Source organism: Pseudomonas sp. BP11-1-1 (genome assembly GCF_052112105.1).
GTDB lineage: Bacteria > Pseudomonadota > Gammaproteobacteria > Pseudomonadales > Pseudomonadaceae > Aquipseudomonas > Aquipseudomonas alvandae.
This window is the reverse complement of sequence record NZ_JAUTYU010000003.1, coordinates 537105-553065: the sequence shown is the minus strand read 5'-3', so window position 1 is coordinate 553065 and position 15961 is coordinate 537105. Positions and strand designations below refer to the sequence as shown.

At 62.5% G+C, this 15961-nt stretch carries 10 protein-coding genes; 2 read left to right on the top strand and 8 right to left on the bottom strand.

Features of this window, described 5'->3' with window-relative positions; translation table 11 throughout:
• Window positions 1-83 precede the first annotated feature (83 nt).
• From ligD to Q7C33_RS09045, 4 genes are read right to left on the bottom strand one after another with little or no spacing between them, the layout of a single operon-like run.
• Entirely contained in the window at window positions 84-2696 is a 2613-nt protein-coding gene (gene ligD, locus Q7C33_RS09060) for a DNA ligase D (protein WP_407683245.1), read from the bottom strand.
• A complete protein-coding gene (locus tag Q7C33_RS09055; protein ID WP_407683244.1) occupies window positions 2693-3856 on the bottom strand; it encodes a carboxylate-amine ligase in 1164 nt (387 codons plus the stop codon). The genes ligD and Q7C33_RS09055 overlap by 4 nt, the downstream gene beginning before the upstream one ends.
• Complete coding sequence (locus tag Q7C33_RS09050; RefSeq protein ID WP_198796813.1) at window positions 3828-4829, bottom strand: methyltransferase; 1002 nt, start codon at window positions 4827-4829, stop codon at window positions 3828-3830. The genes Q7C33_RS09055 and Q7C33_RS09050 overlap by 29 nt, the downstream gene beginning before the upstream one ends.
• A gap of 9 nt (window positions 4830-4838) precedes the next feature.
• The gene (locus Q7C33_RS09045; RefSeq protein ID WP_407683243.1) at window positions 4839-6224 is read right to left on the bottom strand and encodes an iron-containing redox enzyme family protein; all 1386 of its coding nucleotides are present in this window, start codon (window positions 6222-6224) and stop codon (window positions 4839-4841) included.
• A 204-nt stretch (window positions 6225-6428) separates the two neighbouring features.
• On the opposite strand from Q7C33_RS09045, the gene Q7C33_RS09040 reads away from it, so the two are divergent.
• Window positions 6429-7790 carry a cation:proton antiporter gene (locus Q7C33_RS09040; protein WP_407683242.1) on the top strand — a complete coding sequence of 454 codons (1362 nt, stop codon included), beginning with the start codon at window positions 6429-6431 and terminating at the stop codon, window positions 7788-7790.
• Here the strand turns inward: Q7C33_RS09040 and Q7C33_RS09035 are convergent.
• From Q7C33_RS09035 to Q7C33_RS09025, 3 genes are all read right to left on the bottom strand, one after another.
• Window positions 7771-8307, bottom strand: coding sequence for a hypothetical protein (locus Q7C33_RS09035; protein ID WP_030140608.1), 537 nt, complete (start codon window positions 8305-8307; stop codon window positions 7771-7773). The two genes, Q7C33_RS09040 and Q7C33_RS09035, sit on opposite strands and share 20 nt — an antisense overlap.
• A gap of 252 nt (window positions 8308-8559) precedes the next feature.
• On the bottom strand, window positions 8560-9852 hold the full coding sequence (locus Q7C33_RS09030) for a PQQ-dependent sugar dehydrogenase (RefSeq protein WP_407683241.1): 1293 nt from the start codon (window positions 9850-9852) through the stop codon (window positions 8560-8562).
• The gene (locus Q7C33_RS09025) at window positions 9849-10277 is read right to left on the bottom strand and encodes a DUF2231 domain-containing protein (RefSeq protein ID WP_217859595.1); all 429 of its coding nucleotides are present in this window, start codon (window positions 10275-10277) and stop codon (window positions 9849-9851) included. The genes Q7C33_RS09030 and Q7C33_RS09025 overlap by 4 nt, the downstream gene beginning before the upstream one ends.
• A gap of 290 nt (window positions 10278-10567) precedes the next feature.
• On the opposite strand from Q7C33_RS09025, the gene Q7C33_RS09020 reads away from it, so the two are divergent.
• Window positions 10568-14746, top strand: a complete 4179-nt coding sequence (locus Q7C33_RS09020) for a DUF5801 repeats-in-toxin domain-containing protein (RefSeq protein ID WP_407683240.1) — start codon at window positions 10568-10570, stop codon at window positions 14744-14746.
• Between the two features lie 85 nt (window positions 14747-14831).
• Here Q7C33_RS09020 and Q7C33_RS09015 read toward each other — a convergent pair whose 3' ends face one another.
• Window positions 14832-15551 carry a response regulator transcription factor gene (locus Q7C33_RS09015; protein ID WP_198796808.1) on the bottom strand — a complete coding sequence of 240 codons (720 nt, stop codon included), beginning with the start codon at window positions 15549-15551 and terminating at the stop codon, window positions 14832-14834.
• Window positions 15552-15961: the final 410 nt, after the last annotated feature.

Here is a 15961-nt window from a genome sequence, read left to right as displayed (position 1 = left end):
ATCCCCTCGCCACAGTGATCCCCTCGCCACAATCGTTCGATCTGCCATGTGGTTCCACCTGTCACAAAAGGGGTCCGCTCAAGCTACTTGACAGTCTTCTTCATCCCAATCCGCCGCCGCATGTCGGCGGTGATGCTCTGGCGGGTCTTGCGCAAGTCCGCCCAAGGCTCATGCCCCACCTCCGCCAGCCGCTCATGGACGTTGTGCACGTTCCACAGGTTGGCGCCCTTGAGCTCGGCCACTTCTTCGCGGTAGATCGGCACCGACACCGGCAGCCCTTCACGGGTACGAGCGGCGTAGGCGCAAATGGTGGTGGCGCCCAGGCCATTGCGCAGGTAATCGATGAAGATCCGCCCTACCCGGTTCTTCGGCCCCGACACCGCTGAGAAACGATCAGGCAACAGCTTGGCGATGTGGCTGACGATGGCGTGGCTGAAGCCTTTCACCTCGTCCCAGCCCAACTTGCGGGTAATCGGCACGACAATGTGAATGCCCTTGCCGCCGCTGGTCTTCAGGAAGGCCTTCAGGCCCAGTTCATCCAGCACCGACAGGGTCAACTGCGTGGCTTCCACCATGCTTTTCCACGGCAACGCCGGGTCCGGATCAAGGTCCAGGACGAAGCGGTCAGGCTTGTCCAGGTCGGCAGAAGTGCCGTTCCAGGTGTGCAGCTCCACGGTGCTCATCTGCACCGCGCCAATCAGCGCCTCGGCGTTGTTGATGATCATGATGGGTTGCCCGGTCAGGTCCTTGTCCAGGCTGGTGATGCCGGGAATCGCCAGGCGTTCGGGGTTCTTCTGGAAGAACAACTCGCCGGCGATGCCATCCGGCGCCCTGACCAGCGCCACCGGACGGTCGGCCAGCTCCGGCAGGATGAAGTCGGCAACGCTGGCGTAATACTCGGCCAGTTGCATTTTTGTCGTGCCGCTGCTGGCGTCGATCACTCGATCCGGATGGGTAATGCGGACCTTGCCGTCCAACGTTGGCGACTGCGCAGCCTTGGGCTTGGCTTTGGCTTTCGCCTTGGCCGGCGCCGGTTCTGTATCGTCCTTGGCCGCGGTCTTCTTCACGGTTTTCGGCAATTCCTGAGTGATCGCCTTGGCCGGCTTGTCGTTGCGCAAGCCATGGAACACGGCATGGCGTACCGAGCCTTCCTTGGTCATTTCGGCAAACGCCACTTCCGCCAACAACTCAGGCTTGAGCCAATGCACGCCCTTGGCGTCATAGCCGGTGGGCGGATTGACCACGGCGGCTTTTTTCGTTTCCAGGGGCAACAGCTGCTGATAGATGCTCTTGAGCGTGGTTTCGTTGAAACCGGTGCCGACCTTGCCGGCATAGCGCAACTCGCCGCTGTCGACGTCATGCAGGCCCAGCAACAACGCACCGAACGCGCTGCGGGCGCCCTTCGGGTCACTGAAGCCAACCACGACGAATTCCTGGCGATTCTTGCACTTGAGCTTGATCCAGTCGCTGCTGCGCCGGGACACATAGGCGCTGCCCTGGCGCTTGCCGATCAGCCCTTCCATGCGCATCTGGCAGGCGCTGTTGAGCAGCGCTTCGGGGGTCTCTTCGAAAGAGTCCGAGAAGCGCAGCAACGGGTCTTCGTTGGGTTCGAGTACGGCGGCCAATGCGGCACGGCGTTCCTCCACCGGCACTTTGCGCAGGTCCATGCCATTGAGGTACGGCAGGTCGAACAGGTAATAGGCGATCTTGCCGCTGCTGCCGGCGTCGAAGGCGTTTTGCAGGGCCTGGAAATCCGGCACGCCTTGCTCGTTGGCTACGACCATCTCGCCGTCGAGCCAGGCCGATTCCAGCCCCAGCGCCGCCAGGGCCTCGGCCTGTTTCGGCAGCTTATGCGTCCAGTCATGGCCGTTGCGGGTGATCAAGCGCACGTCGCCATTGTCGATGCGCGCCATGACCCGGTATCCGTCGAACTTGATCTCATAGAGCCAGTCGCCATCCGGGGCGCTTTCCACCAGGGTCGCCAGCTCCGGCTTGAGGGTTTCAGGCATCGGGCCAGCAACGGCGCCGCTGAGGGTAGTCTTCCCCGTTTTTTTCGTCGACTTCGGCTTGGCAGGTTCTTCCGGCTGCTTGACGGGTTTTGCAGCAGCGGCCTTGCCTCGACGCTTGGGCACGATGGTGCGGTCGCTGAGCACGCTGTCAGGCTCGGCCGCCACCACGTCGTACTCGCTTTCCGGCCGGGCCGCGTCGTCCTGATGCTTGATCAGGAACCATTGCTCCTGCTTGCCCGGCATATGGGTGCGCACCAGATTCCACAGGCCCGCGAGCTTTTCCCCGCGCAACTCGAACTTGAGCCGGCCCTTTTCGTAGGCGTCGTGCACATCCCCTTGGGGAATCCACACGCCCCGGTCCCAGACGATGACGTCACCAGCGCCATAATGCCCCTCGGGAATGCTGCCCTCGAAGGTCGCATAGTCCAGCGGGTGGTCTTCAACGTGCACCGCCAGGCGCTTGACCTTCGGGTCCAGGGACGGCCCCTTGGGCACCGCCCAGCTCTTCAGCGCACCGTCCAGCTCCAGGCGGAAATCGTAATGCAACCGCGTGGCATCGTGCTTCTGGATGCAGTATTGCAAGGCGTGGGCGGTTTTCGTCGATTTGCGCGAGCGCTTCGCCGCCGGCTCCGGGGTGGCGGCGAAATCGCGCATGCGGTTGTAATCGTCGAGGTTCTTGCTGGTCATGGGCCACCTGCTACTTGCGCAAGGGTCGGATCGGCGACGGGCATTCCGGCGGTTTCCGACAGCAGTTGATCAACCACCCGGCCCAGCGCCTCTTCAGTCGTATCACCCAACAGCAACCCCTGTTCGTAGAGCACCACCTGCCGATCAGCACTGGTGCCCTGCTGGATGATTCGGCGGGCTTGCTTGAACACGTCGTGTACACCCAGCGCCGTCGCGGTTTCGCCGAAGGTCTGCTCGGCGAGGTTCAGCCACTCGCCAATGAGCATCGGTTGATCCTGGTCCTCGACGATAAACTCCGCGAGGATCCCGTGACGCTTGGCCCGGTAGCGGTTTTCCTTGAGGATCCAGTGGGACATCAAGCTGTAGTGGGCGCCGGGTTTGGGCTGGGCGATAGCATGGGCAATCATCAGCCGAAACAGCGAAACGAGGCACAACACGTCTTCGATCCGAGGGCAGGCATCACAGATGCGCAGTTCCAGGGTCGGATAACGCGACGACGGCCGCAGCACCCACCAGCAATCGCTGGGTTGGCGGATCGAGCCGGTGCGCGTGAGCATGTTGACGTAACCCTCGAATGCCGGCTCATCCTCGAAGAATTCCGGCACGCCCATGCGCGGCCACTCATCGCAGGCCACTTGGCGATAACTGCTGAAGCCGCTGTAGGCGCCGTTCCAGAATGGCGAAGACGCACTCAGCGCCAACAGCATCGGCAGCCAGGGCAACACCTCGTTCATTACCTTGACCCGATCATGATCCGCCGGCACTTCCACGTGCACATGCAGGCCCGACAGTACGCTGCGCCGCGCCACACGCTGGTAATCGTCAAACAGTTGCTGGAAGTGCAGCTCGTCGGTGGGTTGCAAGCCGACGGTCGCCATGGGATGCGACCCTGCACTCAACAAGCCAAGGCCATGGGGCGCCAGCCGCTGGGTCAGGCCGCCGCGTACCTGGGCCAGGTAATCGGCGGCCTCGGCCAGGCTGCGGAAGATGGGCGAAGCCATTTCCACCTGGCTCTGGAACATTTCATGGGCGAAATGCTTGCCCAGCTCCTCCCGACAGGCCGCAACCGCTGCCGCGGGCGGCTGCTCGGGCATGCGGCGGGTTTGCAGGTCGGTGATGAAATATTCCTCTTCAATGCCGAACTTCAGACGCCTGTTCATCGATGTTCCCTCCGATACCCGCACCCGTGCGGGTGACAACCAACGCCACCACGGCGATCCTTTCAACGTCCTGATAACCCGGCGTCAGCAGCTCCTCGCCGAATACGTCCGGGTCCAATTCCCTGTAGGTCCAGGCAAACTCCGCCGAATCGCGCCACGCACCCAAGGCTTCGAGGAACGGGTCGCGACCATCGACCATCGCCACGCCGGTGTAGAGCACCAGCGAGCCGCCAGGCGTCAGCCGGGGCAACGCCTGCTCGACGATCCGCAGCGACAACCCGGCGCCCAGCGTTCCGCCGCCATGGCGATACGCGCGCTCGGCGGGGTCGGCCATGTACGGCGGGTTGGCGACGATCAGGTCGAAATCGCCCTCGACGTCCCGGAGCACATCGCTGCGGGCGATCTCGACGTTGGCAACCTCGGCCAGCGCGGCGTTGACGGCACACAGGCGCAACGCCAAGGGGTTGATGTCGACCGCCAGGACCTGGGCCTCGCGGCGGGCACGGGCGATGATCATCGCCCCGACGCCGGCACCGCAGCCGATGTCCACGGCGCGATGCACGGCGGTGAAGTTCTGTTGCAAATGGGTATGGATCAGATGGGCGAAACGGTAGCTGTCGGGGCCGAAGAACACCGCGTCATTGGCCTGGGTCGGGAACTGCGAATGGGCGAACAGCATGCCGTCCAGGCTCGACCAGCGTACGCGGCTGCGCAGCAGGCCATCGCGTTCTTCCAACACTTCGGCTTCCTGCAATTGACGCTGCTCGTCGGCGGAAATCAGCCCCGGTGCGAAGGGCCGGGACCAGCCGAAGACATCCCGCAGGGTCTTCGAGCGTTCGTTGCCGGGCCGTTGGTTGACCCGTTCATGGGTCAACGGCGTCGGGGTGATAAAACGGTAGCCGTCGGCGTGCAGGCGGCGACCCAGTTGCAACAGCGCCAGGTCGGGTTCGGACAGGCGATCTTCCTGATTCATGCAGGGCTCCTAACGAAGGGCGGACTTGAGTTCGATGAACCGACGGGTCGCGAACAACCCGGCCGGATGGCTGTGGCAACGGGCCGACAGCCAGGGCATCAGCATCTGCATTTGCTCACGGGGGGCCTTGCCCCGCAGCGTCTGCTGCAGGTTCAACACATCCGGGTCTTGGGCCGGTGCCGGCGACTCATGCACCCCGCCGTGGGGACGGCGGGCGCCGGGGCGACCGCGTTGATCCAGCCAGTCACCCGCAATCCAATCGTGCAGCAACTGCTTTTCATACGGGCTGAAGACGCCGAACATCGCCGCGCCCGCGCCCTCGATCAAGGTCCAGAAGCGGCTGTTCTGCGGGTCCTCGTGGCGCCTGATCCAGCCCTTGTCCTGCATGGCATTGAGGAAGCCTTCCAGTTGCCCCGGTTCCGCCAGCCATTGGTTGACGGTCTTGCCCTCGAATTTGCAGTAATCGGAATGCATGTGCTGGCCGAACGGCCGCTTGCGTTCAAGCATGTCGAGCACTTCGCGTTCCAGGTCAAACGACTCGATGATCGCCCGGCTGCCCTGCCCCAGGTCGTTGAGGCGATAGCCCAAGGTGACGCGCTGCCAGAACGATTCACGTCCCGCCTCCATCGGCAGCAATTGCAGCAGCGACTGCACGGCCTTGTGGGCGTGGCCACTGCTGGCGTTATCGATGGTGACGTGGAGGGTGAAGTAATACGGGTCGATATCGAGTTCACTCAGCTCATAGGCGCTGATCAGCAAATGCAGCGGCAATTGCTCGTAGCCGAGGTTGTAGCCGATGACTTCGGGCAGGTATTCGTCGCCGGCATGGCCCAGGGCCAATTGAACCGCGCCTTGCAGGTAGCGCTCGTCCTCGATGTCGGGCATATCCTGCAGGCCGTGTTCGGCCAACAGCTTGCGGTAGAGCACGACATGGTTCTGGGCGGGAACACCGTCGCCAAGCTCTTCCAGATAGGTGCACAGCAACCCTTCGAAGCGATGGTCATGCCAGTGTTGGAGTACGCCATACAGCCAGGCGCCGTCCACCAGTTTGGTTGGCGCCACGGCCTGGAGAAAATACAAGGCATGGGCCTTGCTACTGAAGAACTCCCGGGGGCCACCGCTCTTGCGCCGTTCCAGGTAGTCGGCGTATTGCCGGGCCACGCCCGCGCTGTGCTGCTCGACCCAGGCCAGCAATGCCGCGGGGTCGTCGGGGATTTCCTGGGGCAATGCGCTCGCCTCTTCAAGGCAAGGTTGCAGGAAGGCTTGGGCGACAGCTTGCTTGTCAGCATCGTCAGGCCCTTGGAGCAGTCGCTCGTAGCATTGGCGTACGTTACCGGCGGCGGTCATCGGTTGCGCAATGGCGGGCCGGGATTGAAGGGGTGTCAGCGCAGTCATAAGGGCCTCTCGGGTTCTCGGCAGGACGCTGAATCAGCACGTCTCTTCCATTGCAGAGCCTTGCGAGCGGCAAAAAATTCCCCTGGACCAAAAAGCGGTCGGATAAACGGAACGCAGGCGATTTGCGGCGGAACCCTCGCTTCGCCAAGGCCCTCGAATAAAGCAAGCCCGTCCAGGTGAAGCACCGTTATCCGAGGAGCAATCATGATTTTCACAGTGTGGGTAGCCGTGCTCGGTGCGGTCTTGCTGACCTTGGCCCTGACCGCCTCCTACCTGCGCTGGATGCCCGTCACCACCTCGGCGGTGTGCCTGGCGTTGGGCTTTGCCATCGGCCCGGCGGGGCTGGGACTGCTGAGACTGGGGGTCGATGATTCTTCGGTGTGGATGGAGCACCTGACCGAAGTCGCCGTGGTGTTCTCACTGTTCGTCAGCGGGCTCAAATTGCGCCTGCCCTTCAAGAACCGCAGTTGGCGAGTAGCGTATGGGCTCGCCGGGCCGGTGATGATCCTGACGATCACCGGGCTCTGCCTGGCGCTGCATTATCTGTTTGGGCTCGGTTGGGGAGTGTCGTTGCTGATCGGCGCGATGCTCGCCCCCACCGACCCGGTGCTCGCCGCCCTGGTCCAGGTCAACGATGCCCGCGATGATGACCGGGTACGTTTCGGCCTGTCCGGGGAAGCCGGGTTGAACGATGGCACGGCGTTTCCCTTCGTCATCCTCGGTTTGCTCATGTTGCGCGAGGACGGCAGCGGATTTCTCGGTGAGTGGGCGTTGCGCAACGTGCTTTGGGCGGTGCCGGCGGGCTTGCTGATCGGCTATTGGCTAGGCCGTGGCATCGGCAAGCTGACCTTGTCGATGCGCATCAAGAACGCCGACAGCACGCTGTCGCCCAATGATTATCTGGCCCTGGCCTTGATCGCCCTGGCCTATGTCGCGGCGGAATCGGTGCAGGGCTATGGTTTTCTCTCGGTTTTCGCCGCGGGCCTGGGGCTGCGACAGGCAGAGGTCGAGTCAACCGATGAAGAGGCGCCGCCCGCCGAGCACCTGGTGCAGCCGGTGGTCGGCCACGAAGCCGTTGATCCTGGGCAAGCGGTCCACGGCGACACCCAGGCCTTGGATGAAGGCCAACTGGCGGCAGGGGTGATGATGGGGGACATGTTGGCGTTCGGCAGCCTGGTGGAACGTTCGATGGAGGTGTTCCTGGTGACGCTGCTGGGGGTGGTCCTGGCCACTCATTGGGACTGGCGGGCCTTGGCCATCGGTGCCCTGCTCTTCGCGGTAATCCGCCCGCTGAGTGTGTTGGCGATGCCATGGGGCAGACTCCTGGACAAGCCGCAACGGCTGTTGATCGGCTGGTTCGGCATACGCGGTATCGGCAGCCTGTTCTACCTGTTCCATGCCCTGAACCATGACCTGCAGCCCGAGGCCGCGCGCCTGTGCATCGACCTGACCTTGTCAGTAGTTGCCCTGAGCATTCTGGCCCACGGAGTGAGCACCCAACCTGCACTGGCGTGGTATGAGCGCCAGCAAAAGCGAGGCTCAGCGATCAACCACCGGGATCGCTGACCTGGATAAACACCGAGTAGACCCCGAGCAACACCCAGAACGCCGCAAAAATCCACGGTGTGCGCACCGAAAACAACAGCGACTTGCGATACCCCTTGTGAGTGGACTCCCGCTCGCTGAACAGCGGCGATTCATCGTACGCCAGGCCCATCAGCGGTTCACTGCGCAGCAATTCGCTTTGCTTGAAATGCCAGTGGTCGATGATTTCGTAGGCCGCGCGAATGCCCGGCCAGGCATTGAGCGAACTCAGGAACCCGAGCAGCGCCAGGAACGGCGGCACGATCAGCGTAAAGAGCTTGCCCCATTCGGGGTTCAGGTTGGCCATGCACGAAGCGAACGCGATCACCAGGAAGGATTGGGCGGCCAGGTAGGCGTCGGTCCGATTGGCGAGGATGCTGGTTTCGTACTGGATTTCCCGTCGATAGAAATCCAGTCGTTCCTTGGGGGATCCGAAGAGCTTGGCCTTGTGTTCGGTCAGTTCTTCTTCCGGGGTTTGCTGGGTAAGGATTCTGGGCATTGCGCAGCGGGGGCCTTGGGTTTGAATGGATGAATTTGGAACGGCCTATGGGGGGTGAGTTCAAACCGATGGACCGGAGGTGGTCGCCACAGAAGTTCGTTTCCAATGTGTGCTCACCGGCCCCTGTGGGAGCGGGCTTGCCCGCGAAGAGGCCGGTACATCCAGCATTTTCATCGACGGGAACACCGCCTTCGCGAGCAAGCCCGCTCCCACAGGCGAAATGCGGTGCCCTCACCAGAACCAGGTTCAAGCTCACGGCTTGCGGGTAACCCGCCACACGGTATTCGCCAAGTCATCGGCAATGATCAGCGCACCACGCGGATCCACCGTCACCCCCACCGGCCGGCCACGGGTCTTGCCATCGGAGCCGCGGAAGCCCGTCGCGAAATCGACCGGCTCACCCGAAGGCCGACCGTTGCTGAACGGCACGAAGATCACCTTGTAGCCCACCGGCTGGTCACGGTTCCAACTGCCGTGCTCGCCAACGAATGCGCCTTCGGCGAATTTCTCGCCCATGGCCGCAGTGGAAAAATCGACACCCAGGGCGGCGACATGGGAGCCCAGGCTGTAATCGGGCTTGACCGCAGCGGCGACTTTTTGCGGATCCTGCGGCTGCGCCCGTGGATCGACGTTCTGCCCCCAATAGCTGTACGGCCAGCCGTAGAACGCGCCTTCGCGCACCGAAGTCAGGTAGTCCGGCACCAGGTCCGGCCCCAGTTCGTCCCGTTCGTTGACCACCGCCCACAACTGCCCGGACCCAGGCTCGATTTTCAACGCCGTCGGGTTGCGCAGGCCAGTCGCATAAGGCCGATGGGCGCCGGTTTCGGCGTCGATCTGCCAGACCATCGCCCGGTCGATCTCGACTTCCATGCCGCGCTCGGTGATGTTGCTGTTCGAGCCGATACCGACATACAGCGAGCGTCCGTCAGGGCTGACGGCCAGCGATTTGGTCCAGTGATGGTTGATCGCCGATGGCAAGTCGGTGACTTTGACGGGCGCCCCGCTCGCCTTGGTCTGGCCGTCCTGATAATCGAAGCGAACCAGCGCGTCCTGGTTCGCCACGTACAACTTGCCGTTCGCAAATGCCAGGCCGTAGGGCGCGTTGAGGTTTTCGGCGAAGACCGTCTTCAGTTCGTAAGTGCCGTCGCCATCGGCGTCGCGCAACAGTGTCAGGCGGTTGCCGCCCTTGACCTGGGTGTTGCCCTTGGCCTTGATGACGCTGGCGATCACGTCCTTGGGCTTGAGCTTCGCGGCGTTTCCGCCACGGCCCTCCGCCACGAGGATATCGCCGTTGGGCAAGACAAGTGTCTGGCGCGGGATCTTCAGGTCGGTGGCGATGGCAGTAATTTCGTAACCCTGGGGCACGGTTGGCTTCTGGTCCCCCCAAGCCACCGGCTCGGCAATTTTCATGCTGGGCAAGAGGCTACGCTGAGGCTCCGGCAACTTCGGGTCCGGGCCGCGTGCTTGGGTGGCGTCCCCTTCACCTCCGCAGGCGCTCAGCAAGAGTGCCATGCTCACGGCCGTCAATGCGATGCGAGGCTTCATTGTTCACCTCCCGAACGCAGGCTGGTCAGTCCGACCCAGGCCGCCACGCAGGCCAGCAGGGTCACCACGACGGACAGCGCCAGACCCTGGGGCATCACGGCCCAGGCATCCTTGGCGTGCTCGAAGGCGTTGACCAGCCCCAGCACCCACGTGGCGAGCAATAGCAGGAAATACCCTACCGGACGCCCGGCCTTGCGCTCCGCGCGGATCAGGTTGACCAGCGCGAACAACAACGCCAGCCCACAGAACAGCAGCCCGCCGGCGATCAGCCAGGAAGCGAAGTTGCTCCATTGGATCTGGTAGGTCTTGTAGTAGGCGATATCGCTGAGCAGGCCGCCGAGAAACAGCGGAACCGTGCCGGCAAGCAGGACCGCATGCAGCGGCCCTGGCGTGCTTCGGTAGTAAGGATGGGCGGTAACGGTCATGACAGCTCCTTATCGTTCAGCGTCCCTGGTGGGTATTGCCATAGGAAAATGGCCGGCCTGGGCGCGTTGATTGATACCTAGGAAACTGATCGTGCCGCCAAAGCGATAGTTCCGACATTTTCACGACCGCGAGCCTCCTGGCCCGGCTTGCAACGCCTATCACCGTCCTAGTCCGAAACTCCTGCACCGCTTGGGAGTATCGGCCGATGCGCAATCACCCCGCGCTTATCCATAGTTGCGATCAATGGTCAACGGTCAGGCCTTGATGACCGCATGCTCTGGAGAAAGTCATGACTATTCGCGAGCAAGACTCATCACTGCTGAGTGATCCGACCTCGCTAGACGCGGCAAGCGCCACCGACGATTTGGGCGTCGTGGCAACCGGCGTGAACGTAACACTGGACGAAACCGCCAACTTGCAGAACGCCACCGCCACGCCCGCCCCGCTGGGAGATGCCGACGACAACGACATCCTGGTGGCTTCCCTGCCTTCGACCTTCGCCAGTCGCCTGACCGCACTGGGCGCTGGCACGGCGACCGGCGCGGCCCTGAGTGGCTATACCGGCGCGGTAGGCAACACCGGCAGCGATGCCTTCACCCTTAACGCCGCCCCCGGAGCCGTTGTCACCGGCATCAGTTTCGTCGGCAGCGATGGTGCGCCGCTCAATGGCGTCGACAGTGGGCTGGATACGCTCAGCGGTGCCGATATCCTTCTGTACACCGATACCAACGACAACATCGTCCTCGGTCGGGCCGGCGGACCCAGCGGTGCGATCGTCTTCGCCGCGTACATCGACGAAACCGCCACCGGCGGCAAGATCTGGACCGTGCTCTACCAACCGCTGGCGCAACCGGACACCACCAACCCTGACGACGCGGTCAACCTGCTCGACAAAGTCTTCGTCGGTGCCAGCCAGGATCTGGAGTTCAGCCTGGCCGGAGCGCCTTCCGGCCAGAATCTGTTCCTGATGTACACCACGACGAACCCTACGACCGAACTGGTCAACGGCGTGCTGCGGATCACCGACCCCACCATCATCGCCACCGGCAAGAACCCGGCCGACCAGTCCACCGGCGTTAATATCAATACCGGCGACACCATCAATACCAGCCAGGCTGGTGGGCCGACCACGTTCGGCACCAACAATCAGATGATCGTCGAGCAGGAAGGGATTCGTTACTCCTTCGTCACCGGTGCCCGGCAGGACATGACCATCCCCAACCTTGACCAGAACGAAGCGGACGTGGAGTCCAACATCGATTTCACCGATGTCTTCGATACGAAGATGGCCAACTTCGACGTGGTGCAGTTGCAAAGCGGCAAGACGGCGGTGGTGAAGATCAGCGCCTTCAGCACCGCGGCGGAATCCGGAACGAATTTCGTCAACGGTTATGTCGGTGATGCCTCCGTGGCGATTACCAACGTGCGCGTCATCAACATCGCCACGGGTGTGGTCGTCGAGAACTCGGACGGTACGGCCAACGACGCGGGCATCGTCATCAGCTTCGCCTCTGGGGTCGCAACCATTACCGGGGTCCAGGCCGGCTACCAGATCGAATACACCACGACGGCGGACCACAATCGGGTATTGATCGAAAACGGCGCAGCGCTCGATGCCAAGGGCAATAACCACGCTGACTTCGATATCGGTGGCTTCACGTTGGTCCAGGCGTCGGTGGCTAAAACCGAAATCGGCTCGAAGATCATCTTCGAAGACGATGGACCCAGCATCAGCACCACCGGCACCGAACCCACGCTGACGGTGGACGAGACAGTCCTGGCCACCAATGCCACACAGAACTTCGCCGCCAACTTCGTCTCCGCGTACGGGGCCGACGGGGCCGGTACGCTGGCCTACGCCCTGAGCGTGGTAGCCGGCGCTTCCGGGTTGACGGACACCGCCACCGGCGAGGCGGTCAACCTGTCCCTCAACGGCACGGTGGTGGAAGGCCGAACGGCGACGACCCATGAGCTGGTGTTCACGGTCAGCGTCGCCAGCAATGGCGATGTCACGCTGGACCAGCTCCGGGCCGTGGTGCATCCCGATACCACTAATCCCGATGACGCCACGACGCTGACCTCCGACGATCTGGTCAAACTCACGGCGACCAAGACCGACGGTGATGGCGACAGCGTCCAGGCGACGCTCAACATCGGCCAGAACCTTTCGTTCAAAGACGACGGTCCAAGCGTCAATACGACGGGCTCGGAGCCAACGCTGACGGTGGACGAGACGGCCCTGGCGACTGACGCCACCCAGAACTACGCCGCCAATTTCAATCCATCCTACGGCGCCGACGGTGCCGGCACGCTGACCTATGCCTTGGGCGTGGTGGCGGGCGCTTCCGGACTGACCGACACGGCGACGGGCGAAGCGGTCAACCTGTCCCTCAACGGCACAGTGGTGGAAGGTCGCACGGCCACCACCAATGCGCTGGTGTTCACTGTCAGCGTCGCCGCCAATGGCGACGTCACGCTGGATCAGATCCGGGCGGTCGTGCACCCCGACACCAACAATCCCGACGATGCCAAGACCTTGACCTCGGATAACCTGGTCACGCTGACCGCAACCATCACCGACAAGGACGGCGACAGCGCCCAGACGACGCTCAACATCGGCCAGAACCTCTCGTTCAAGGATGACGGCCCCAGCGTCAGCACCACGGGTACGGAACCAACGCTGACAGTAGACGAGACCGTATTGGCGACCAATGCCACGCAGAACTTCGCCGCCAACTTTCTCTCAGCGTATGGCGCCGACGGCGCCGGCACGCTGACCTACGCCTTGGGCGTGGTGGCGGGGCCTTCCGGCATGACCGACACGGCCACGGGCGAAGCGATCAACCTGTCGCTCAATGGCAATGTGGTGGAAGGCCGAACGGCCACTACCAACCTGTTGGCGTTTACCGTCAGCGTCGCCGCTAATGGCGACGTGACGCTGGACCAGATCCGGGCGATGGTGCATCCCGACCCGACCAACCCCGATGACGCTAAAAGCCTGTCCTCGGACAACCTGGTCACGCTCACGGCGATCAAGTCCGACAAGGACGGCGACAGCGCCCAGGCGACACTGAACATCGGCCAGAACCTGGTATTCGAGGACGACGGCCCATCCGTCGCGTTCGGCAACCTGATCGGTACCGGAAGCGTCCTGCCGCAGTACGGCTTCTGGAACCAGTCCGCCGGTGCCGATGGACTCGGTGCGGCCGGTCTGGACATTTCCTTGGTGAACGGCCAGTTCACCCTGGTCAGGCCCGACGACACGACCACCACCGGAACCGGTACGCTCACCGAACAGGCGCCCTCCCCGGACGGCAACGGCGCCTACCACTTCGCGGGCACGCTGACCGGTGACTTCGACAACAATGCCGCCACCGCGGACACCTCGGTCGACTACACACTCACCGCCTACGCCAATGGCAGCTACGCGCTGGACCTGGTGCAGGGTTTCAGTTCGACCATCGTGCGCAGCAGCGCGGACGGCTCCCTCGGTGCAGGCGGCCCGGATCCGGTGCGCACCTTGCTGATCCCGGAAACCAATAACCCGGCCATTCCTTCTGCCTCCGAGGAAATCGTATTCTTCTCGGCAAAAGCCCTCGCCTCGCCGACGGACATCCTCGCCGGCATCGGCGTCGGACTCGCCGATCCCACCGAAGCCGCCCTGCAAACCACGCCATTGCCGTCATACATCGACCCGGCGGCGATGAACGTCAGCACCTCCGGCATCGGGGTTTCCAACAACCTGCTCCAGGGCGACAACCTGGTGGCGATCGGCGCGGCGGATGAGAGCTTCGTGATCAACCCGGAAAGCCTGGTCTCGGGCATGAAGATCTTCATCGACAACTCCGTGGCCGGCTATAACACCGCGACCGAAGACCTGTATTTCCGGATCTACTACGAGGACGGCACCTTCTCCAATCTCATCGAGGTGAACACCCTGACGCCGGAGGCCGGCGGACAGGTGTCCTTCGACATCGAGCGCGAGGGCACGGCGATGATCGACGCCGTCCAGCTCACGATGGGCCGTGGCGCGATCAAGATCCCGGTGATCCAGTTCATCCAGGAAACCGAGAACCTGGCCAGCGATGTCCAGTTGAGCTTCAACGCGACATTGACGGACAAGGACGGTGACACGGCAACGAGCGCCTTCGATGCCAACCTCTTCGCCGATAATCCCGACGAAGCGCTGTTCAACTACACGCTGGCAGGCACGGGCGGCGAGCGCGATGCCTTCAACGTCGACCTGTCATTCACCGAGAATACGTACCAGGTCACCGGCTTCGATGTCAGCCAGAACCTGCGCGATACCTTGGTGCTCGACGGCGACCAGGGGGCGGTGGTGCAGTCAATCGACAACGCCGGAGCCGACAGCATCGTGACGGTCGCCGAGACGGGAGGACAGATCACCACCATCACGCTGGTCGGCGTGGACCTGCTCAGCAGTGATGTGGTGCTGGGCGCCGCTTGACTGTAACGCACGCATGAAAAATGCGGGGGGGCCTGGAAAGCCTCCCCGCATTGTTTTGGTAATCAACTCATCTGTCCGACCCGGCTCAGTCCAACTCGACCCAAGTGGACTCGGGCGGCTCCTCGTTATGGGTCAGCCCATGCTTGAGGGCGTACATCAGCAAGTCGATCCGATTGATGAGATCGAGCTTCTGGTAGATGTTGCTGAGGTGGTTGTGCACCGTGTGCTCGCTGATGCCCAGGCGTCCCGCGATGCTGATGTACTTGGCGGACGGATCGCCGACGATGGCTCGGATCAGCTCTTTCTCCCGCAGAGTCAGTCGCGCCTGTTTCGCCTGCTCCAGGTTGCACTGGGTGGGTACGTGGCCGATCGAGGCATAACCTGAGAGGCCTCCAGCCCAGGCCCTGTCCGACCCGCTGTCACGGTGATGAACCTTGATGATCGCGCGGATGATCGATTCGGTCGGGTCCTCGGCCAGCACCACGCCACGGGCACCGGCCTCGATCGCCTGGGCAACCGGGACGGCTTCGTAGAGTCCCTTGAGTACCAGCACTTTCATCTCGGCACTGCGGGTAAGCCCAGCAACGACTTCTAGCGGATTGAGCGCGTCCGGAAAGAAACTGAAGAAAATTACGTTGGGCCGTAGCTGGTCGGCCAGGTCCAGTGCGTTGGTGTAGGTAGACGCCTGGCCGCTTACTTCCATCTGGGGTTTTCTGGCATTGATCAGGTCGTGAAGGCCTCGGAGCACGAGGGGGCGACAGTCGATCAATAACACACGTATGGGGTCCCTGTGGTCCGGTCTCATATTGATACCCCCCTGAACAACAAACGGTGGGGTTCGTCCTGTGAACCAGCGGCGGATGTGCCTGTGTGAGGAAGCCGAACAAGACCATTGAAACCATCTAAACAGGAATAGTTATCAACGACTTACACATGATCATGCGTTGCTCTCGAGTCCGTAGGCTGAGTCTAGGCCAGCGTAACGCAACGCCGGTTCCGCACGCGGGCGTTAGTTGACGCGGCTTGGCACTCGCAGGAAGAAGGCTTTAAGGAGAACTTGAGAATCGGCTAGAAAATCAATGAGATAACGTTGGTAATGGGAAATGGGTAGCGGGATTACATCGTTCCTGACTCGTCAATTAATCGACGAGCGGTGTATCAGCATTGGTAACTACGATGATGACGTCAATTAATCGGCATTATTGGCAGCGTTGT

Coding starts and splice junctions, on each gene's coding strand:
- Q7C33_RS09055 (WP_407683244.1), bottom strand. CDS start 3,856: ATGAACAGGCGTCTGAAGTTCGGCATTGAAGAGGAATATTTCATCACC.
- Q7C33_RS09035 (WP_030140608.1), bottom strand. CDS start 8,307: ATGCCCAGAATCCTTACCCAGCAAACCCCGGAAGAAGAACTGACCGAA.
- Q7C33_RS09050 (WP_198796813.1), bottom strand. CDS start 4,829: ATGAATCAGGAAGATCGCCTGTCCGAACCCGACCTGGCGCTGTTGCAA.
- ligD (WP_407683245.1), bottom strand. CDS start 2,696: ATGACCAGCAAGAACCTCGACGATTACAACCGCATGCGCGATTTCGCC.
- Q7C33_RS09045 (WP_407683243.1), bottom strand. CDS start 6,224: ATGACTGCGCTGACACCCCTTCAATCCCGGCCCGCCATTGCGCAACCG.
- Q7C33_RS09015 (WP_198796808.1), bottom strand. CDS start 15,551: ATGAGACCGGACCACAGGGACCCCATACGTGTGTTATTGATCGACTGT.
- Q7C33_RS09030 (WP_407683241.1), bottom strand. CDS start 9,852: ATGAAGCCTCGCATCGCATTGACGGCCGTGAGCATGGCACTCTTGCTG.
- Q7C33_RS09025 (WP_217859595.1), bottom strand. CDS start 10,277: ATGACCGTTACCGCCCATCCTTACTACCGAAGCACGCCAGGGCCGCTG.
- Q7C33_RS09020 (WP_407683240.1), top strand. CDS start 10,568: ATGACTATTCGCGAGCAAGACTCATCACTGCTGAGTGATCCGACCTCG.
- Q7C33_RS09040 (WP_407683242.1), top strand. CDS start 6,429: ATGATTTTCACAGTGTGGGTAGCCGTGCTCGGTGCGGTCTTGCTGACC.